Raw genomic sequence first — 19,710 nt, 5'->3', positions numbered from 1 at the left:
TAAATAACAATGAAAAAACATGTGACGCATGTTTCATTTACAAAAAAATAATGGAATTTTTTGAGGTTCTGCTGGTGCTAAGCGGCGGGAGGTGTGCGGGAAGTCGCTGGACATCCCGCAAAAATAATGAGTTAGGTGATTACCTGAAAGGAAGCTTGATATCGCGGAACATCGCTTCGATATCTTCGTTTGAGCGCAGCGCCACAGCGGCGTCCACCACGTCTCGCGTCAGATGCGGTGCGAAGCGCTGAATGAAATCATACATATAGCTGCGCAGGAAGGTGCTGCGCCGGAAACCAATCTTGGTGGTGCTATTGGTGAAGATTTCTGAAGCTTCAATGCGCACCAGATCCGGATCGGAAACCGGGTCCACCGCCATGCTGGCAATCACCCCAACCCCCAGGCCTAAACGCACATAGGTTTTGATCACGTCGGCATCGGTTGCGGTAAAAACAATACGCGGCGTTAATCCGGCACGGTTAAACGCAGTATCCAGTTCTGAGCGGCCGGTAAAACCAAAGGTGTAAGTCACCAGCGGGAAATCAGCCAGCTCCTCAATCGACACATTGGATTTCCCCGCCAGCGGATGATCCGGTGTGACCACAATGGCGCGGTTCCAGTGATAGCACGGCAGCATAATCAAGTCGTCGTACAGGTGCAGCGCTTCGGTGGCAATGGCGAAATCGGCATTGCCTTTGGAGACCGCCTCAGCAATTTGTGTGGGCGAGCCCTGATGCATATGCAGGGAGACGCGCGGATAGCGTTCGATAAAGCCTTTGATTACGCCAGGCAGTGCATAGCGCGCCTGAGTGTGGGTCGTGGCCACGTACAGCGATCCTTTATCTGGCCAGGTGTGTTCACCGGCAACCGATTTAATCGCATCCACTTTGGACAAAACTTCGCGGGCAATACGGATAATCTCTTCACCCGCTGGCGTCACCTGCGTCAGATGTTTGCCGCTGCGGGCAAAAATCTGCACGCCCAGCTCATCTTCCAGCATGCGCACCTGCTTACTGATGCCCGGTTGCGAGGTATACAGCCCCTCTGCCGTGGAGGAGACATTGAGGTTGTGGTTAACGACTTCAACGATGTAACGCAACTGCTGCAATTTCATAGTTATATCTTCCCGATAGCGACAGAGGTGCATTCCCTGCAGGCGTGTATCCGCCCTGATGGCGTAATAATGAGGGAAAGCGAGTCAGCAAAATGCAATAAGCTATAACTACTATATCAGTTAACGTAAGAATGTAGAACGATTAGCTATAAGGATGGGAAAAAGGCCAGCGAACGCTGGCCTGTAGGGGAAATTACTTCTTCGCTTCCTGCCACTTACCGTTGATATAGAAAACCGACCAGCCGGTCGCTTTGCCCTCTTTTTCTGAGGCAACATACTGCTGTTTGGTCTTACGGCTAAAACGCACCAGCGTTTTATTGCCTTCCGGGTCCACTGCCGGCGCTTCGGCCAGATATTTCAGTTTCTCCGGCAGACGGTCAGCAAAGCGCTGCAGCTCTTCCACCAGCGGCGCACGGGTTTCACGCGATTTCGGGAAGGTATTAGCGGCCAGGAACACGCCCGCAGCCCCGTCACGCAGCACGAAATACGCATCCGATTTTTCGCACGGCAGCTCCGGCAGCGGTACCGGATCTTCTTTCGGCGGCGCGACTTCGCCGTTACGCAGAATCTTACGGGTATTTTTACACTCGTCGTTGGTACAGGCCATGTACTTACCAAAACGCCCCATCTTCAGGTGCATTTCAGAGCCACATTTTTCGCACTCAACAATCGGACCGTCATAACCTTTGATACGGAATTCACCCTGCTCGATTTCATAACCGTCACACTCCGGGTTATTGCCACAGACGTGCAGTTTACGGCCGTTGTCGATCAGGTAGCTGTCCATCGCGGTGCCGCACTTCTGGCAGCGACGACGGGCGCGTAGCGCGTTGGTTTCGGCATCATCGCCTTCCAGCACGTTAAGCACTTCGTTTTCCGGGATCAGGTTAATGGTCTGCTTGCAGCGCTCTTTCGGCGGCAGTGCATAACCGGAACAGCCCAGGAACACGCCGGTGCTGGCGGTGCGAATCCCCATTTTGCGTCCGCAGGTTGGGCAGTCGATGGAGGTCAGCACCATCTGGTTCGGCTGCATGCCGCCCTCTTCCGGATCTTTCTCCGCCTGCTCCAGCTGCTGGCTGAAATCACTGAAGAATGAATCCAGCACCGCTTTCCATTGCGCTTCGTTATTCGCAACCTGGTCGAGACTGTCTTCCATATGCGCGGTGAAATCATAATTCATCAGCTCACGGAAGTTCTCTTCCAGACGATCGGTAACAATCTCCCCCATCTTCTCGGCGTAGAAACGGCGGTTTTCCACCCGCACGTAACCGCGATCCTGAATGGTGGAAATGATCGAAGCATAGGTAGACGGACGGCCAATGCCACGCTTCTCCAGCTCGCGCACCAGCGAAGCTTCGCTGAAGCGCGCCGGCGGCTTGGTAAAGTGCTGGCCAGGCAGCAGGGATTTCAGATCCAGCGTGTCGCCCACGTTCACCGGCGGCAGCGTCAAATCTTCATCATTTTTACGCAGCGCTGGCATCACTTTAGTCCAGCCGTCGAAACGCAGCGTACGCCCTTTCGCTTTCAGTTTGAAATCTGCCGCGCCGACGGTCAGCGTGGTGGAATCATATTGCGCGGGCACCATCTGGCAGGCCACGAACTGGCGCCAGATCAGCTGATACAGCTTCTGCGCATCCGCTTCCATATCCTTCAGCTGCTCGGCGGCAACGTTGACATCAGAAGGACGAATCGCTTCGTGCGCTTCCTGTGAATTCTCTTTGCTGGCGTAGGTGTTGGGCGCATCCGGCAGGTAGTTCTTGCCGAATTTTTTCTCCACGTAGCCACGCGCCATCGCCACCGCGTCCTGACTCAGGTTGGTGGAATCGGTACGCATATAGGTGATGTGACCGGCTTCATACAGACGCTGTGCCATCATCATGGTTTTCTTCACGCCAAAACCAAGGCGGGTGCTCGCCGCCTGCTGCAGCGTCGAGGTGATAAACGGTGCCGACGGTTTGCTGCTGGTCGGCTTGTCTTCACGATCCAGAACGGCGTAACGCGCCTTTTCCAGGATGGCCACGGCCGCTTCGGTTTGCTCGCGGTTAACCGGGCGGAACGCTTTATCGCCCTGATGCGTTACCCTGACCGCCAGTGCATCGCCTTTCGGCGTCGACAGATCGGCGTCAATTTCCCAGTACTCTTCCGGTACGAAGGCTTTGATTTCGCGCTCGCGCTCCACCACCAGGCGCACGGCAACCGACTGCACGCGTCCGGCCGACAGGCCACGGGCAATTTTTTTCCACAGCAGCGGCGAGACCATATAGCCCACCACGCGGTCCATAAAACGACGCGCCTGCTGCGCATTGACGCGCTCAATATTCAGTTCGCCCGGCTTCTCGAACGCCTGACGAATCGCATTTTTGGTGATTTCGTTAAACACCACGCGGCTGAAGCGTTTGTCATCGCCACCGATCACTTCCCGCAGGTGCCAGGCAATGGCTTCCCCTTCGCGGTCAAGGTCGGTTGCGAGATAGATGTGGTCGGCATCGGCAGCCAGGTTCTTCAGTTCGGAGACGACTTTTTCCTTGCCGGGCAGAATCTGGTAGTCCGCTTCCCAGCCGTGCCACGGGTCAACGCCCATGCGATTAACCAGCGCGGCCTTTTCATCTTTCTTTACTTTCTTGCCGGTTTTCGCCTTTTCCCCGTCGGCACTTTTACGGGCCGTTGAACCACTGGTCGGCAAATCACGGATATGACCGACGCTGGATTTCACCACGTAGTCATTACCGAGGTATTTATTGATTGTTTTGGCCTTTGCCGGGGACTCAACGATGACGAGTGCTTTACCCATATGTACCTTTACCTAATTGAAACGTCCTGATAAACGGGAGAGGATTGGCAGCCCCAAAACCCAATGGGTTCAATATTGCTGCTGACTTTTTGCTTTTCAAGCCAGCGGGGACAATCTCTGGTCAGATTGCATCGGCATTTGCAACTTGATGATTAAGAGCGAGTTTTCCGTCTGACGGTATCACACATCCTGGTGTGATCTCCCTGAAAGCTGAATCGCCCACACTCTACCTGATAAAATCTGTTACGCAACTTAATTAGCATTCTGTTTAATTTCTCGCCAGTTTTCTGACCGAACGCTGATTTGCTGAACGCACCGACAGGCAAGTAATATAGAAGGAGAAAATTCGCTGTCAAAAAAGAGGTGAAAAATGTCAGCAGAAACGGAATCCATTTCACGCCAGGCGCTACTGGAAATCGCTAATCAGCTCCTTCAGCAGCACGATGAATATTTTGCCGGGATGGAAGCCACTGAGGTGATTCAGCAGGGCGAGGTTCTGGTGTTTCGCGGCCCGTGGTTCCTCGACGATGAAGGGTTGCCGACCGCCAAAACCACGGCGGTGTTTAACGTGTTTAAGCACCTTGCCGTGGTGCTCTCCGCGCAGTATCACCTGGCATAAAAAACCCGGCCTGCGCCGGGTTGGTTCACAACAGCGGTTTATCACCGCGCTGCCAGATTTTCAGAATCAGCCGCTCGGCTGCCACGCTGGCACTGTGGGTCATGCGATCAATCATTTTTTTCTTGCGCGCGAAGTGCACGCCCAGCACGCTAAAACGGTCCATGCGCGCAATGATCAGCGCATCGCTGGTACCAATCTCATCAATCAGCCCCAGATCCAGCGCCTGACGGCCATACCAGTGTTCGCCCGTCGCCACTTTGTCCAGATCCAGCGCCGGACGCATCTGATGCACAAAATCTTTAAACAGCTGATGGGTTTCATTCAGGTCTTCCTGAAACTTCTCCCGCCCTTCCTCGGTATTCTCACCAAACAGCGTCAGCGTACGTTTGTACTGGCCGGCAGTGTGCAGCTCCACATCAATGTCGTTGCGCTTCAGCAGCCGGTTAAAGTTAGGGATTTGCGCCACCACGCCGATGGAACCAATGATGGAGAATGGCGCCGCCACGATGCGATCCGCGACACAGGCCATCATGTAGCCACCGCTGGCGGCAACTTTATCCACTACCGCCGTCAGCTGCAGCCCCGCATCACGCAGACGTTGCAGCTGCGACGCGGCCAGGCCATAACCGTGCACCACGCCACCGGGACTTTCCAGCCGCAGCAGCACTTCATCACCCGGTTGCGCTACCGCCAGCACGGCGGAGATCTCTTCGCGCAACGAGCTGACTTCACCGGCGTCCATACTGCCTTTGAACTCCAGCACATAGAGAGTCGGCTTCGCCGCTTCAGTCACACCGGCTTTGGCATTGCGCTTTTCGGCTTTGGCTTTCTGTTTCTCTTCTTTCTTATGCTGCTTCAGCCACACTTTTTGCGCCTGCGGCTTCATCTTCGCCAGCTGCAGGTCCTCTTTCATCTCGCGATAGGCTTCGTCGAGATGGGTTAAGCGCAGCTGACCGCCGCTGTGACGTTTACGCAGCGCGGCATTGAGCACAATCAGTACAATAGCTGCGATCGCCACCACGACGGTGACGGCCTTGGCCAGAAATAATCCATAGCTGGAGAGTAAATCCATTCTGCCGCCTTATTAAACAGTGAATTACAGTCAAACCCTGAGTTTACCCGCTTTGATGCTGTTCGTCGCCTGAAATGCCGGCAGGCGGCACAGAATGCGCGTTGCGGCGATTGCACCTTGCGCCAAATTGAGGCATAAAGCCAAAAAACCCTCTGACCTGCAAAGGACATCGCTGTGCATTATCAACCGAAAAGCGACCTGCTGGACAATCGCATCATTCTTGTGACCGGCGCTTCCGACGGCATCGGCCGCGAAGCCGCCCTGACCTATGCGCGCTACGGTGCGCGCGTGATTCTGCTCGGCCGCAATGCCACCACGCTACAGCAAACCGCTGAGGCGATTAATCAACTCAATAAACAGCCCGCCGCTACGCTGCTGCTGGATCTGGCGCACGCCACACCAGAAAGCTGCCAGCAGCTGGCGCAACAGGTTGCCGCGCTGGTGCCGCGGCTGGATGGCGTGCTGCATAACGCTGGCATTCTCGGTGAGATCGTGCCGCTGGCGGAACTCGATCCGGCGGTCTGGCAGCAGGTGATGCAAATCAATCTCGACGCCACCTTCTATTTAACGCAGGCGCTGCTGCCGCTGCTGCTGAAATCCGACGCCGGTTCGCTGGTGTTCACCACCTCCAGCGTGGGCCGCACCGGCCGCGCAGGCTGGGGCGCGTATGCCGTGTCGAAATTCGCCACCGAAGGCATGATGCAGGTGCTGGCCGATGAGTATAAAAACCGCCATCTGCGGGTGAACTGCATCAATCCCGGCGGCACGCGCACCAAAATGCGCGCCAGCGCCTTCCCGGAGGAGAATGCCAGCCTGCTGAAAACCCCGGCCGACCTGATGCCGCTCTACCTCTATCTGATGGGCGATGACAGCCGCCGTAAAACCGGCATCAGCTACGATGCACAACCGGGGCGCAAGCCGGGACCGGCCAGCGCATGAGCGATCGTCACCAGCAACGCCAGCAGCGGCTGAAAGAGCAGGTTGACGCCCGCATCGCCGCCGCCACCGAAACGCGCGGCATCCTGATGGTGTTTACCGGCAACGGCAAAGGTAAAACCACCGCCGCTTTTGGCACCGCGCTGCGCGCCTGTGGCCACGGTAAAAACGTGGCTGCCGTGCAGTTTATTAAGGGTGAATGGCCTAACGGCGAACGCAATCTGCTGGCGCAGCACGGCGTGGAGTTTCAGGTGATGGCCACCGGCTTTACCTGGGAGACGCAAAACCGTGCCAGCGATACGGCCGCCTGCCAGCAGGTGTGGCAACACGCCAGACGCATGCTGCAAGACGCGTCGCTGGATCTGGTGATACTGGATGAAATCACCTACATGGTGAGTATGGATTATCTCGATCTGGATGAGCTGGTCACTGCACTGCAGCAGCGTCCGCCGCAGCAAAGTGTGATCATTACCGGGCGCGGCTGTCACCGCACGCTACTGGAACTGGCGGATACCGTCAGCGAGATGCGTCCGGTCAAACACGCGTTTGACGCCGGCATTCAGGCACAGCAGGGAATCGACTGGTAAAAACGGACGCCGCAGGCGCGGCGTCGGGGAGCATCAGGCACCGCGTTTGGTGTTGTTGCGACGCGGGCTGTTATTGCTTACCGCGCTATGGCGTTTCACCGCCCGGCGGATTTGGTTCGCTTTGGTGCGGCGACGATCTTTCTCGACCGCCACTTTGGTCACGGTCTCTTCCGGCAGTCCCACCAGCTTACGCAGGTAGTTGACCGCCGGCAGTTCCATCTCCATCCAGCCGCCGCGCGGCAGACCTTTTGGCAGCTGAATATCGCCGTAGCGCACGCGCATCAGACGGCTTACCTGCACGCCAACCGCTTCCCACAGACGACGCACCTCGCGGTTACGCCCTTCCGTCAGGGTGACGTTGTACCACTGGTTAATGCCTTCGCCGCCGGCGAATTTGATGGTTTTGAACGCTGCCGGACCGTCTTCCAGCTGCACGCCCTTGCTCAGCTGACGCACTTTTTCGTCATCCACTTCACCGAATACGCGCACTGCGTATTCACGCTCAACTTCGCGGCTTGGGTGCATCAGGCGGTTGGCGAGCTCACCGTCGGTGGTGAACAACATCAGACCGCAGGTGTTCACGTCCAGACGGCCGACGGCAATCCAGCGTGAACCGCGCAGGCGCGGCAGACGATCAAATACTGTTGGGCGCCCTTCCGGATCGTTGCGCGTGCACAGCTCACCTTCCGGTTTGTAATACGCCAGTACGCGACACACCTCGGTGGCCGATTCAGCAATCGATACCAGATGGCCATCAATACGAATTTTCAGGGTTTTGTCATTTTCGATGCGATCGCCCAGCGTCGCCAGTTTGCCATCGACGCTGATGCGTCCGGCTGAAATCATTGCTTCGATTTCACGGCGCGAACCGTGTCCGGCGCGCGCTAATACTTTTTGTAATTTCTCGCTCATGGAGCTGCCTCGTTGTCGCCTTCCCAGGCGTCGTGGTAATGAAGAGGTAAGATACCGGCGTTACCAGGTCCCGTATCAGAATCTGTGACCGCTTCGCGCCAGGTGCCAGCGCGGACGGCCGGAGATTTTACACCAGCTACAGTTTCGTTAACACCTTTTCCTTTTCTGCCGATAATAAAGCTCCTGTGGTCCGGAGGCTGAAGCGGGCAGCAAGGTCATTGATTCAGATTTCTGATTGATTTGCGTAAAGAGCGTGATGATAGCCTGCGCAACCCGCTGAAATTACGTTGTTTTGCCTGAGACCGTTTATTTATTTAATGACGCGCCGATTAGTGCCGCAATAGATTAAAGAGACTCACCAGTCTGTTACCCGCAGCGTTCCCGGCCAGGCTGCAGTTGTACAAACAGAAAATCGGCGCAAAACACCAAAATCAGCACAAAGAACTGAATAGTGGCGTTAGCAAAGTTTATTACAGCCAGCAACCCCAGCCATACAGCGGATTGGCGCTGCAGGTTGGATTAAGTCTGTATTTTCGCTTTTATTTGATAAAGATTAAATATGATGAATTGTTCTGCCGCGAAAACTGTGTAAAATTTAATCCTGAATTCGGCTAAGCAGTATCAGAAATTATTTTAATTACTTTTTATAAGCTTTCAAACAACAAGCCATTAACAAATAATGGTACAGCTGGCCTGATAATATAATCCGGCGCGCTCGGGAAATGGCGCGCTAATCGTTTCACGGATTGAATTTAATTTGTCTGTCGAAAGTCTTCACCAGGGATTTTGCTGACGGACATTAAATGAAGACCGCCATCATGAGAACCTCCCTGCTTTGGCCGGCGCTTGCAGCGCTGGCACTGAGCGGCTGTTCCGTGGGCCATACTGAGTACAGTCGTACGGCGCTGCAGCACGTGGATATGAGCGTGACCGGCATCCCGACGGTACTGGGTTTGGGCATCCTCGGTACAACCATTCCGTTAACGCCGGAATACAGCCTGACTGCCGCGCACGTGGCCAAAACCGCCGTGCAGCGCGTGAAGGCTTATCACCCCTATTGCGACGTCGCAATTATTTATCATAAAAACAGTCCGGATACGCTGGCGAAATTCCGCAGCAGCGCGGTGGGCGAGCCAATTAAAATGTATGGCTACAGTTTTATTTCCGCGATGCCGGTCGAGTCGAGCGGCGTTAATCTGGCGCGCACCGCCATTAATAATCGCTGGAATAAAAAGCCCTGTATGGCAATGGCTTCCGATGCCGGTGTCGTTCAGGGGATGTCGGGCGGCGCTGTCTATAATGCCGACCAGACAATTAGCGGAGTGATTGTGGGTTACAGCCATGAAATTGCTAACATACGCAGCAAAAAAGTCATCTTAAAAGATGTCTCGCTGTACATTCCGTACGGCGATTTCAAACGCTGGCTGGAAGCCAATATTGGCCAGACGCCACAAACAGCGCCTGGCCCGGCGTAATCACAGGAACGGGCGGGTATCGCCTGCCCCTTCACGCACGATGACGGGCGCATCGCTGGTGAGATCGATCACGGTGGTTGGCTGCTGGCCCAGCGTGCCGCCATCGATAATTAAATCCACCAGCTTGCCGATGCTGTGCTGGATCTCTTCCGGATCGGATTCAGTGAAATCATTGCCTGGCAGCATCAGTGAGGTCGACATCATCGGCTCATTGAGGCGTTCCAGCAGCGCCAGCGCCACCGGGTTTGACGGGACGCGCAGGCCGATGGTTTTACGTTTATCGTTCATCAGACGACGCGGCACTTCTTTGGTGGCCTTCAGAATGAAGGTGTAATTGCCTGGCGTGTTGTTTTTCAGAATGCGAAACGCGCTGTTATCCACCTGCGAATAGGTCGACAGCTCAGAGAGATCGCGGCACATCAGGGTAAAGTTATGGTTACCATCAAGCTGACGAATGCGGCAGATGCGTTCCATGGCATTCTTCTCTTCCAGACGGCATCCCAGCGCATAGCCGGAATCAGTCGGATAGACAATAACGCTGCCCTTATTGAGATAATCCACCGCCTGATTAACCAGACGCGGCTGCGGATTTTCCGGATGAATGTGAAAAAGTTGACTCATAAAAACCTCATGTCACCCATCAACGTGCGATCTGACCGGCGCTAAAGCGGGAAAACGCTCCCAGACCGGCTCCACGCCGCCCGGCAGCCATAGCTTGCGCCCCAGTTCAATCCACGGACAGGGTTGGTGAAAATCGGACCCCTGCGAGGCCGCCAGCTGATTATCGCGCGCATAGCTCGCCAGCTGGGTACGTTCATTCGGTGCCTGCTGACACTGTGCCACTTCCATCGCATCGCCGCCTTCTGCGGCAAAATGCGCAATCAGTCGCTTCAACCATTTGGCCGACAGCCCGTAGCGCGCAGGATGGGCCAGCACCGCCACACCGCCAGAATGATGAATAGCATCAATAGCTTGTTTAATTGTACACCATTGTGGCGGCACGTAGCCGGTTTTGCCGCGCGCCAGATAGTTTTTAAATACCTGCGCCATGTTATCGGCTTTGCCCAGCTCTACCAGATAGCGGGCAAAATGCCCGCGGGTGATCACCCCGCCCTGCGCCAGTCGCTGAGCGCCGGCCAGCGCGTCAGGAATGCGCGCGCGCTCCAGACGTTCGGCAATCAGTTCTGCACGTGCCATACGGCACTGGTGCTGCTGCGCCAGAAAAGTGGTTAACGCCGGATGCTGCGTATCAACGTTGAGCCCGACAATATGAATTTCGTGGTTTTCCCACAGCGTCGACGCTTCCACCCCGGCCAGTACCCGCAGCGGTAGCTGAAGCTGCTGCACCGCCGCCTGCGCTTCGGCAACGCCCGCCACGCTGTCGTGATCGGTAATCGCCAGCACGCCGACGTGCATCTCAACGGCGCGCTGCACCAGCGCGGTCGGCGTCAGCAAACCGTCAGAAGCCTGGGTATGGCTATGTAAATCATAAAGTGGAAAACGGGCGATATCTGACAAGGTCACTCCAGCGACTGCATTAAACCGGCTGGCATGATAACGATTTTGCCCCTAACTGAAAAAGGGTATTGACTTTTTTCACCCGAACCAGTTAACTAGTACACAAGTTCACACGTAACGGGTATTTAATCATGGCTCTTATCGGTACGCATGTTAATGGTTGGTGGCGCGATGATCCCTTTCACGGGCGACGTCGTCATGCACATTTTGCGTAACCGCAGTGCAGATACCTGAGCCCGCCACCGAGCGGGCTTTTTTTTGAGCGAAATTCAGAGAATCCATTATGGCTAATGCGAAACCTACATTGAAGTTGATTACCGGTACCGCGCCCTACCGCGAAGATCCGGCCGCAGTGTTTCATCAATTATGCGGCGCACGTCCGGCAACTCTGCTGCTTGAATCTGCCGATATCGACAGCAAGCAGAACCTGAAAAGCCTGCTGATTGTCGACAGCGCGCTGCGCATCAGCGCACTGGGCAATGTTGTTACCCTGCAGGCGCTGTCGGAAAACGGCCGCGCGCTGCTGCCGCTGCTGGACGAAGCGCTGCCGCCCGAGGTGCGCATCGCCGTTCGCCCGGACGGACGTGAGCTGCATTTCACGCCGGTTGAGGGTCTGCACGATGAAGACTCGCGCCTGAAGGCGCTGTCGGTGTTCGATGCGCTGCGTCTGATTCCGCATCTGGTGAACAGCCCGGCCGAAGAACGTGAAGCCATGCTGCTGGGCGGCCTCTTTGCCTACGATTTGGTGGCGGGATTTGAAGATCTGCCGCCGCTGCGCAATGACCAAAGCTGCCCGGACTACTGCTTCTACCTCGCCGAAACGTTACTGGTGATCGATCACCAGCAGCGCAGCGCCCGTCTGCAGGCCAGCCTGTTTGCACCGTCCACCAGCGAGTTTCAGCGTCTGCAGAGCCGTATTGAACAGCTGCACGGTCAGATGACGCAGCCAGCACCTGCGCTGCCGGTGCAGCGCGTCGAGCAGATGACGCTGAGCACCAGCCAGAGCGATGAGGCTTACTGCAATGTGGTGAGCGAACTGCAGCAGGCCATTCGCATCGGCGAAATCTTCCAGGTGGTACCGTCGCGCCGCTTCTCGCTGCCGTGCCCGTCACCGCTGGCGGCTTACGATACGCTGAAAAACAGCAACCCCAGCCCGTACATGTTCTTTATGCAGGATCAGGATTTTGCGCTGTTCGGCGCTTCGCCGGAGAGCTCGCTGAAGTATGACGCCAGCTCGCGCCAGATCGAAATCTACCCGATTGCCGGTACGCGTCCGCGCGGTCGCCATGCGGATGGCTCGCTGGATCGCGACCTGGACAGCCGTATTGAACTGGAAATGCGCACCGATCATAAAGAGCTGGCTGAGCACCTGATGCTGGTGGATCTGGCGCGCAACGACCTGGCACGTATCTGTGTGCCCGGCAGCCGTTACGTGGCGGATTTAACCAAAGTGGACCGCTACTCGTTTGTGATGCATCTGGTATCCCGCGTGGTCGGCACGCTGCGTAACGATCTTGATGTGCTGCACGCCTATCGCGCCTGCATGAACATGGGCACGCTAAGTGGCGCACCGAAAGTGCGTGCGATGCAGCTGATTGCGGAAAAAGAAGGCACGCGGCGCGGCAGCTACGGCGGCGCGGTCGGCTACTTCACCGCCAGCGGCGACCTTGATACCTGCATCGTCATCCGCTCCGCCTGGGTGGAAGGTGGCGTTGCCACCGTGCAGGCCGGTGCCGGCGTGGTGCTGGATTCTCAGCCTCAGGCTGAAGCGGATGAGAGCCGCAACAAAGCCCGCGCGGTATTGCGCGCCATCGCTACTGCCCATCACTGCAAGGAGATTTTCTGATGGCCGATATCCTGCTGCTCGATAATATCGACTCCTTTACCTACAACCTCGTTGATCAGCTGCGTACCTTTGGCCACAACGTGGTGATTTACCGCAACAACGTCCCGGCAGAAGTGCTGATCGACCGACTGCAGCAGATGGAAAACCCGGTGCTGATGCTCTCACCCGGCCCTGGCGCACCGAAAGATGCGGGCTGCATGCCGCAGCTGTTACAGGCGCTGCGCGGTCAGCTGCCGATCATTGGTATCTGTCTCGGCCATCAGGCCATTGTCGAAGCTTACGGCGGGCACGTCGGCCAGGCGGGCGAAATTCTGCACGGCAAAGCCTCCGCCATTACCCATGATGGCGAGGCGATGTTTACCGGCCTCAGCAACCCGCTGCCGGTGGCGCGTTACCACTCGCTGGTGGGCAGCAATACGCCGGCGGAACTGACGGTTAATGCCAGCTACAACGGCATGGTGATGGCGGTGCGTCACGAAACGGACCGCGTGTGCGGCTTCCAGTTCCATCCCGAGTCGATTCTCACCACGCAGGGCGCACGTCTGCTGGAGCAAACACTGGCCTGGGCGCTGGCGAAATAACAGGGAGATGATGATGCAAACTATTCTGGAAAAACTGTATCAGGCGCAAACGCTGAGCCAGGCCGAGAGCCACCAGCTGTTCAGTGCGATTATTACCGGACAGCTGGAGCCGACGCAGCTGGCAGCGGCGCTGATCGCCATGAAAGTGCGTGGCGAGCGCCCGGAAGAGATCGCCGGTGCCGCCTCCGCGCTGCTGGCCGATGCCAGACCGTTCCCGCGTCCGGACTATACCTTTGCCGATATCGTTGGCACCGGCGGTGACGGCAGCAACAGTATTAATATTTCAACGGCCAGCGCCTTTGTCGCCGCCACCTGCGGGCTGAAAGTGGCTAAGCACGGTAACCGCAGCGTCTCCAGCAAATCCGGATCTTCCGATCTGCTGGCCGCTTTCGGTATCAATCTCGACATGCCGGCGCAGCAGGCACGGCAGGCGCTGGACGATCTCAACGTCTGTTTCCTGTTTGCGCCGCAATATCACAGCGGTTTCCGCCACGCGATGCCGGTGCGCCAGCAGCTGAAAACCCGCACGCTGTTTAACGTGCTTGGTCCGCTGATCAACCCGGCGCGCCCACCGCTGGCGGTGATTGGCGTCTACAGTCCGGAACTGGTGCTGCCCATCGCCCAGACGCTGAAAGTGCTGGGCTACCAGCGTGCTGCTGTGGTGCACGGTGGCGGCATGGATGAAGTAGCGCTGCACAGTGCGACCCAGGTCGCTGAGCTGCGTGACGGTGAGATCACCAGTTACCAGCTGACGCCGGAAGACTTTGGCTTCAGCTTCCAGCCGAAAGAGGCGCTGGCCGGCGGCACACCGGAAGAAAACCGTGACATTCTGACGCGTTTGCTCCAGGGTAAAGGCCAGCCCGCCCACGAGCAGGCCGTTGCGGTAAATGTCGCAATGTTGCTGAAAGTATTCGGAAATGAAGATTTGCGCGATAACGCTGAGCGCGCCATGGCTGCCATTCGCAGCGGTCAGGCGTACGAGCGCGTTGTGGCACTGGCAGCGAGAGGATGAAATGAGTATCAAGGGCACCGTATTAGAGAAAATTGTGCAGGATAAAGCCCTGTGGGTTGAAGCACGTAAATCGCAGCAGCCGCTGGCCTCCTTCCAGAACGATCTGCAGCCGGCGGAGCGTCATTTTTACGAGGCGCTGCGTGGCACGCGCACCGTCTTCATTCTGGAGTGTAAAAAAGCCTCCCCGTCGAAAGGGCTGATTCGCGCCGATTTTGATCCCGCGACTATCGCCGGGATCTACCGCCATTACGCCTCTGCGGTGTCAGTGCTGACCGATGAGAAATATTTCCAGGGCAGCTTTGATTTCCTGCCGGTGGTCAGCGCCGCCATCACGCAGCCGGTGCTGTGCAAAGATTTTATTATCGATCCCTACCAGATTTACCTGGCGCGCCATTATCAGGCCGATGCCATTCTGCTGATGCTGTCCGTACTGGATGATGAGCAGTACCGTCAGCTGGCTGCGGTGGCGCACAGCCTGAAAATGGGCGTGCTGACCGAAGTCAGTAATGAAGAAGAGCTGGAGCGGGCTATCGCGCTGGAAGCTAAAGTGGTCGGCATCAACAACCGCGATCTGCGTGATTTGTCGATTGACCTGAATCGCACGCGTCAGCTGGCCCCGCGTCTCAGCCATGGCGTCACCGTGATCAGCGAGTCCGGCATCCATAATTACGCCCAGGTGCGCGAGCTGAGCCATTTTGCCAACGGCTTTTTAATTGGCTCGGCGCTGATGGAAGAGCACGACCTCGACGCCGGTGTGCGCCGCGTGCTGCTGGGCGATAACAAGGTGTGCGGCCTGACCCGCCCGGAAGACGCGCAGGCCGCGCATCAGGCTGGCGCGCTGTATGCCGGCGTGATTTTTGCCGCCGGTTCGCCGCGCCAGGTTAACGAGGCGCAGGCGCAGGCGGTGATCGCCGCCGCACCGCTGAAGTATGTCGGCGTGTTCCGCAATCAGACTATCAGTGACGTTGTCACGTTAGCCACACGTTTATCGCTTGCGGCCGTCCAGCTGCACGGCGACGAAGACAAAGCCTACGTTGCGGAACTTCGCCAGGCGCTGCCAGCCAGCGTGCGCATCTGGAAGGCGCTGAGCATTCAAGATCGGTTGCCGCCACGCGACTGGCCGCACGTTGATCGCTACGTGCTGGATAATGGCCAGGGTGGCAGCGGTCAGCGCTTTGACTGGTCGCTGCTGCAGGGTGAAGGCCTGGCTAATGTGCTGCTGGCCGGTGGCCTGAGCGCCGATAACTGCGTCGAAGCCGCTCAGCTAGGCTGTGCCGGCCTCGACTTCAACTCCGGCGTGGAGTCCGCGCCGGGCATCAAAGATGCCAGCAAAGTCGCGGCGGTATTCCGCACGCTGCGCGCCTATTAATTGCGTCTGCCCGCCTGCGGGCGGGCCGGATAAGGAAGAGGACACAATGACGACATTACTTAATCCCTACTTTGGCGAGTTCGGCGGCCAGTATGTGCCGCAGATTTTGATGCCAGCACTGCGTCAGCTGGAAACGGCCTTTGTTGAAGCACAGCGCGATCCGGCGTTTCAGGCAGAATTTACTGACCTGCTGAAAAACTACGCCGGTCGCCCGACGGCCCTGACGCTGTGCAGCAACCTGACCAAAGGCAGCAAAACCCGCCTGTACCTGAAGCGCGAAGATCTGCTGCACGGCGGCGCTCACAAAACTAACCAGGTGCTGGGCCAGGCGCTGCTGGCAAAACGCATGGGCAAAAACGAGATCATCGCGGAAACCGGCGCCGGTCAGCACGGCGTGGCGTCGGCACTGGCGTGTGCCCTGCTCGGCATGAAATGCCGTATTTACATGGGCGCGAAAGACGTTGAGCGTCAGTCACCCAACGTGTTCCGTATGCGGCTGATGGGCGCAGAGGTGATTCCGGTACACAGCGGCTCGGCCACGCTGAAAGATGCCTGTAACGAGGCGCTGCGCGACTGGTCCGGCAGCTACGAAACCGCGCACTACATGCTCGGCACTGCCGCAGGTCCGCACCCGTTCCCGACCATTGTGCGTGAATTCCAGCGCATGATTGGCGAAGAGACCAAAGCGCAGATTCTGGAAAAAGAGGGTCGCCTGCCGGATGCAGTACTGGCGTGCGTCGGCGGCGGTTCTAACGCCATCGGCATGTTTGCGGACTTCATCGAAGAGAGCAGCGTGCGCCTGATCGGCGTGGAGCCTGCGGGTCACGGTATTGACACCGGTGAGCACGGTGCGCCGCTCAAGCACGGTCGCGTCGGCATCTATTTCGGCATGAAGGCGCCGATGATGCAGACCGAAGAGGGACAGATCGAAGAGTCCTACTCCATCTCTGCCGGTCTCGATTTCCCGTCGGTCGGTCCGCAGCATGCGCACCTGAACAGCACCGGCCGCGCTGACTACGTGTCAATCACGGATGATGAAGCGCTGGATGCCTTTAAAACGCTGTGTCGTGCCGAAGGCATCATTCCGGCACTGGAGTCATCACACGCGCTGGCGTATGCGCTGAAGATGATCCGCGAAAACCCGGACAAAGAACAGCTGCTGGTGGTGAACCTTTCCGGCCGCGGCGACAAAGACATCTTTACCGTTCACGATATTCTGAAAGCTAAGGGAGAGATCTGATGGAGCGTTATAATCAGCTGTTTCAACGTCTGTCCGCGAAACAGGAAGGCGCGTTTGTGCCCTTCGTCACCCTTGGCGATCCGTCGCCGGCGCTGTCGCTGAAAATTATTGATGCGCTGGTCGCGGGCGGTGCGGATGCGCTGGAGCTGGGCATTCCATTCTCCGATCCGCTGGCCGATGGACCGACGATTCAGGGCGCTACGCTGCGCGCCTTTGCCGCCGGCACCACCGTGGCGCAGTGTTTTGAAATGCTCGCCACCTTGCGCCAGAAATACCCCGATCTGCCGATTGGCCTGCTGATGTACGCCAACCTGGTGTTCAGCAGAGGTATTGACAACTTCTACGCGCAGTGCGCTGCGGTTGGCGTTGACTCGGTGCTGGTGGCAGACGTGCCGGTGGAAGAGTCGGCCCCGTTCCGCCAGGCGGCGATGCGTCACAACATTGCGCCGATCTTTATCTGTCCGCCCAACGCAGATGACGATCTGCTGCGCGAAATCGCCTCGCACGGCCGTGGCTACACCTATCTGCTGTCACGCGCCGGCGTTACCGGTGCAGAAAATCGCGCCAGCCTGCCGCTGCATCATCTGATCGAGAAGCTGCGCGAATATCATGCTGCGCCGCCGCTGCAGGGCTTTGGCATCTCTGAGCCGGGTCAGGTGAAAGAGGCCGTTGCCGCCGGAGCCGCCGGGGCCATCTCCGGCTCGGCCATCGTGAAAATCATCGAGCGTAATCAGAACGACCCAACGGCGCTGCTCAGCGAACTGCAAACGTTCGTCAGCGATCTCAAAGCGGCTACCCGCTGAGTTGGCACGGCCCTGCACTGGCTGCAGGGCCCTTCTTACTTCCTGCCCCCTTTTTTCTCCCCTGCGACAAACTTTTTCATCGCGCCTGAGTTGCCGAAATGCGAGGCACGGCCCACACTTAAGCGTGCCGTCACGTTACGGTGCACCACCATCTATGACAGGGAGATAACCAATGAAATTGTTCAAAGTCGTTGCGGGTTTTTTAGTGGCTGCAGTGATGGCGCTCACCTTAAGTGCCTGTGCACCAACAGCAACAAAGGAAGGGACCGGCGGTTACATCGATGACACGGTCATTACCACCAAAGTGAAGGCACAGCTGCTGAATGACGAGGCGCTGAAATCGACAGAAATTAACGTTGAGACCTTCAAAGGGAAAGTACAGCTGAGCGGCTTTGTCAGCTCGCCGCAGATGGCCAACCGTGCGGTTGCGGTAACGCGTAACGTGGCGGGGGTAAAATCCGTCGTCAACAATATGCAGATTAAGTAACTAAAAGGGCGACCTGCGGGTCGCCCTTTTCTTTCTGGTGTAAAAATCAGAAACGGTAGCCCGCGCCAAAGAAGAACACCCACGGATCGATGCGGGTATTGATATTCTGCTGTTCGCCCGCCGCTTTGAATTTCACTTCGGTATCGATGTCCATGTACCACAATGACGCGTTGAGCATCCAGTCGCGGTTGATCTGATAATCCAGCCCGACCTGACCCGCTACGCCCCAGGAGTCTTTCACGCTCAAATCGCTCAGCTGCGCATCCTGCCCGGTCTGGTTGAACTTCGCATCGTAGAAGGTGGTGTAGTTGATCCCGACGCCAACGTAAGGGCGTAGCGCGCTTTGGCTATCGAAAAAGTAGTACTGCGCCATCAGGGTGGGCGGCAGCTGACGCACGGTAGCGAGGTTGCCGGTCGGGCCAAGTCCCACTTTGTGGCGGAACGGCGTGGCCGCCAGCAGCTCAACGCCGATATTGTCGGTCGCCATCCAGGTAAACGTCAGACCCAGCTGGGTATCATTACTGACGCTGAAGCCGCCCATACCCAGCACATTATCGGAGCCTTCGGTCGGACGAACGGTCGCGCTACCGGCGCGCACAAAAAAATCACCGGCCTGGTGAGCCAGTGCCAGTTGCGGGATCGCCAGCGCCAGCAGCAGCGCGCATTTAGCCAGTTTCATAATCACTCCTTTGCCGGAAAACAGGGTATTGAGGTTAATCGCGGCACAAGATTTACCCCTTTTTTGCCAAAAGATCATCAGCATCAATTCAAATTAATCACTTATAAAACAATGAATTGATTCAGATCAATTTTGCCTTTACAAGCGGACATAAAAATCCTGTTGCCGCCATGACACGGCGTGATTATGTTGCTATTCCCCTTTTGTGATTTTGGTTCGAAGCCTCAGGAGTGGCGGGCGATCAGATGAGCGATTTACTTAACCCCTGTATGACCTGTGGCGCCTGCTGCGCCCATTTTCGCGTTTCTTTTTACTGGGCCGAAGCCGACGACGGCGGTGGCGCGGTGCCGGTTGAACTGACAGAACCCCTGAGCCTGATGATGCGCAACATGCGCGGCACCAACGATCGTGCTCCGCGCTGCGTGGCGCTGCAGGGTGAAATTGGCGGCTGTGTTTCCTGTGGGATTTATGCACAGCGGCCGTCACCGTGCCGGGAGTTCGCCATGTCCGGCGAAAATGGCGTGCCGAATGACGCCTGCGATCGCGCCCGGGCGCGATATGGTTTACCCGCGCTTTTTCACCCTTCTTTACCTGAGATGACAGAAAGTTATGGGATTCCGGGTGCCAGCCTGCCTGCAGAACATGTACAATCGCCGGGTTAATTAACCC

The 19,710-nt window shown here is 57.1% G+C and carries 17 protein-coding genes, 1 pseudogene and 1 other annotated feature; of the genes and pseudogenes, 11 read left to right on the top strand and 7 right to left on the bottom strand.

The window, feature by feature from the left end; genetic code table 11:
- Window positions 1–139: 139 nt before the first annotated feature.
- Entirely contained in the window at window positions 140–1,114 is a 975-nt protein-coding gene (cysB, locus tag OXR61_RS00940; protein ID WP_021510116.1) for an HTH-type transcriptional regulator CysB, read from the bottom strand.
- Window positions 1,115–1,307: 193 nt separating this feature from the next.
- Entirely contained in the window at window positions 1,308–3,905 is a 2,598-nt protein-coding gene (gene topA / locus OXR61_RS00935) for a type I DNA topoisomerase (protein ID WP_267410486.1), read from the bottom strand.
- A gap of 370 nt (window positions 3,906–4,275) precedes the next feature.
- Here topA and OXR61_RS00930 point away from each other — a divergent pair, with 370 nt between their 5' ends.
- Window positions 4,276–4,524, top strand: a complete 249-nt coding sequence (locus OXR61_RS00930) for a YciN family protein (protein WP_021510114.1) — start codon at window positions 4,276–4,278, stop codon at window positions 4,522–4,524.
- Window positions 4,525–4,549: 25 nt separating this feature from the next.
- Here the strand turns inward: OXR61_RS00930 and sohB are convergent, their stop codons facing one another.
- Window positions 4,550–5,596, bottom strand: coding sequence for a protease SohB (gene sohB, locus OXR61_RS00925; RefSeq protein ID WP_021510113.1), 1,047 nt, complete (start codon window positions 5,594–5,596; stop codon window positions 4,550–4,552).
- A 174-nt stretch (window positions 5,597–5,770) separates the two neighbouring features.
- On the opposite strand from sohB, the gene OXR61_RS00920 reads away from it, so the two are divergent.
- Together OXR61_RS00920 and cobO are read left to right on the top strand one after the other, a co-directional pair.
- Entirely contained in the window at window positions 5,771–6,535 is a 765-nt protein-coding gene (locus tag OXR61_RS00920) for a YciK family oxidoreductase (protein ID WP_021510112.1), read from the top strand.
- Window positions 6,532–7,119, top strand: coding sequence for a cob(I)yrinic acid a,c-diamide adenosyltransferase (gene cobO, locus OXR61_RS00915; RefSeq protein WP_021510111.1), 588 nt, complete (start codon window positions 6,532–6,534; stop codon window positions 7,117–7,119). Before OXR61_RS00920 ends, cobO begins: the two co-directional genes overlap by 4 nt.
- Window positions 7,120–7,152: 33 nt before the next feature.
- On the opposite strand, the gene rluB is transcribed toward cobO, so the two are convergent.
- Window positions 7,153–8,031 carry a 23S rRNA pseudouridine(2605) synthase RluB gene (gene rluB / locus OXR61_RS00910; RefSeq protein WP_021510110.1) on the bottom strand — a complete coding sequence of 293 codons (879 nt, stop codon included), beginning with the start codon at window positions 8,029–8,031 and terminating at the stop codon, window positions 7,153–7,155.
- A gap of 818 nt (window positions 8,032–8,849) precedes the next feature.
- Between rluB and OXR61_RS00905 the strand changes: the two genes are divergently transcribed.
- On the top strand, window positions 8,850–9,506 hold the full coding sequence (locus tag OXR61_RS00905; RefSeq protein WP_031280220.1) for a hypothetical protein: 657 nt from the start codon (window positions 8,850–8,852) through the stop codon (window positions 9,504–9,506).
- Here the strand turns inward: OXR61_RS00905 and OXR61_RS00900 are convergent, their stop codons facing one another.
- Both OXR61_RS00900 and OXR61_RS00895 read right to left on the bottom strand, forming a co-directional pair.
- Window positions 9,507–10,127 carry an L-threonylcarbamoyladenylate synthase gene (locus OXR61_RS00900; protein WP_021510107.1) on the bottom strand — a complete coding sequence of 207 codons (621 nt, stop codon included), beginning with the start codon at window positions 10,125–10,127 and terminating at the stop codon, window positions 9,507–9,509.
- A gap of 12 nt (window positions 10,128–10,139) precedes the next feature.
- Window positions 10,140–11,024: a PHP domain-containing protein gene (locus OXR61_RS00895; protein ID WP_021510106.1), complete on the bottom strand. Its 885-nt coding sequence runs from the start codon at window positions 11,022–11,024 to the stop codon at window positions 10,140–10,142.
- A gap of 155 nt (window positions 11,025–11,179) precedes the next feature.
- Window positions 11,180–11,284: a sequence feature (Trp leader region), on the top strand.
- 23 nt (window positions 11,285–11,307) lie between these two features.
- Between OXR61_RS00895 and OXR61_RS00890 the strand changes: the two genes are divergently transcribed.
- From OXR61_RS00890 to OXR61_RS00865, 6 genes and pseudogenes are all read left to right on the top strand, one after another.
- Window positions 11,308–12,870 (top strand): anthranilate synthase component 1, encoded by a 1,563-nt coding sequence (locus tag OXR61_RS00890; protein WP_031280219.1) that lies wholly within the window; start codon window positions 11,308–11,310, stop codon window positions 12,868–12,870.
- Window positions 12,870–14,463: pseudogene (gene trpD, locus OXR61_RS00885) on the top strand (bifunctional anthranilate synthase glutamate amidotransferase component TrpG/anthranilate phosphoribosyltransferase TrpD). Before OXR61_RS00890 ends, trpD begins: the two are co-directional and overlap by 1 nt.
- Window position 14,464: 1 nt before the next feature.
- On the top strand, window positions 14,465–15,832 hold the full coding sequence (gene trpCF / locus OXR61_RS00880) for a bifunctional indole-3-glycerol-phosphate synthase TrpC/phosphoribosylanthranilate isomerase TrpF (RefSeq protein WP_021510102.1): 1,368 nt from the start codon (window positions 14,465–14,467) through the stop codon (window positions 15,830–15,832).
- Window positions 15,833–15,878: 46 nt separating this feature from the next.
- Entirely contained in the window at window positions 15,879–17,072 is a 1,194-nt protein-coding gene (gene trpB / locus OXR61_RS00875; protein WP_021510101.1) for a tryptophan synthase subunit beta, read from the top strand.
- Complete coding sequence (trpA, locus tag OXR61_RS00870; RefSeq protein WP_021510100.1) at window positions 17,072–17,875, top strand: tryptophan synthase subunit alpha; 804 nt, start codon at window positions 17,072–17,074, stop codon at window positions 17,873–17,875. Before trpB ends, trpA begins: the two co-directional genes overlap by 1 nt.
- Before the next feature lie 172 nt (window positions 17,876–18,047).
- Complete coding sequence (locus OXR61_RS00865) at window positions 18,048–18,362, top strand: BON domain-containing protein (protein WP_021510099.1); 315 nt, start codon at window positions 18,048–18,050, stop codon at window positions 18,360–18,362.
- Between the two features lie 46 nt (window positions 18,363–18,408).
- Here the strand turns inward: OXR61_RS00865 and ompW are convergent, their stop codons facing one another.
- A complete protein-coding gene (gene ompW / locus OXR61_RS00860) occupies window positions 18,409–19,041 on the bottom strand; it encodes an outer membrane protein OmpW (RefSeq protein WP_058771265.1) in 633 nt (210 codons plus the stop codon).
- 245 nt (window positions 19,042–19,286) lie between these two features.
- Here ompW and OXR61_RS00855 point away from each other — a divergent pair, with 245 nt between their 5' ends.
- Window positions 19,287–19,703, top strand: a complete 417-nt coding sequence (locus OXR61_RS00855; protein ID WP_021510097.1) for a YkgJ family cysteine cluster protein — start codon at window positions 19,287–19,289, stop codon at window positions 19,701–19,703.
- The last annotated feature ends 7 nt before the right edge of the window (window positions 19,704–19,710 follow it).

Origin of the sequence: Pantoea sp. GM_Pan_4, assembly GCF_026541005.1 — a bacterium.
Taxonomy (GTDB): domain Bacteria; phylum Pseudomonadota; class Gammaproteobacteria; order Enterobacterales; family Enterobacteriaceae; genus Pantoea; species Pantoea dispersa.
Note: the sequence above shows the minus strand (reverse complement) of the source record. Positions and strands in the feature narration are given on the sequence as shown.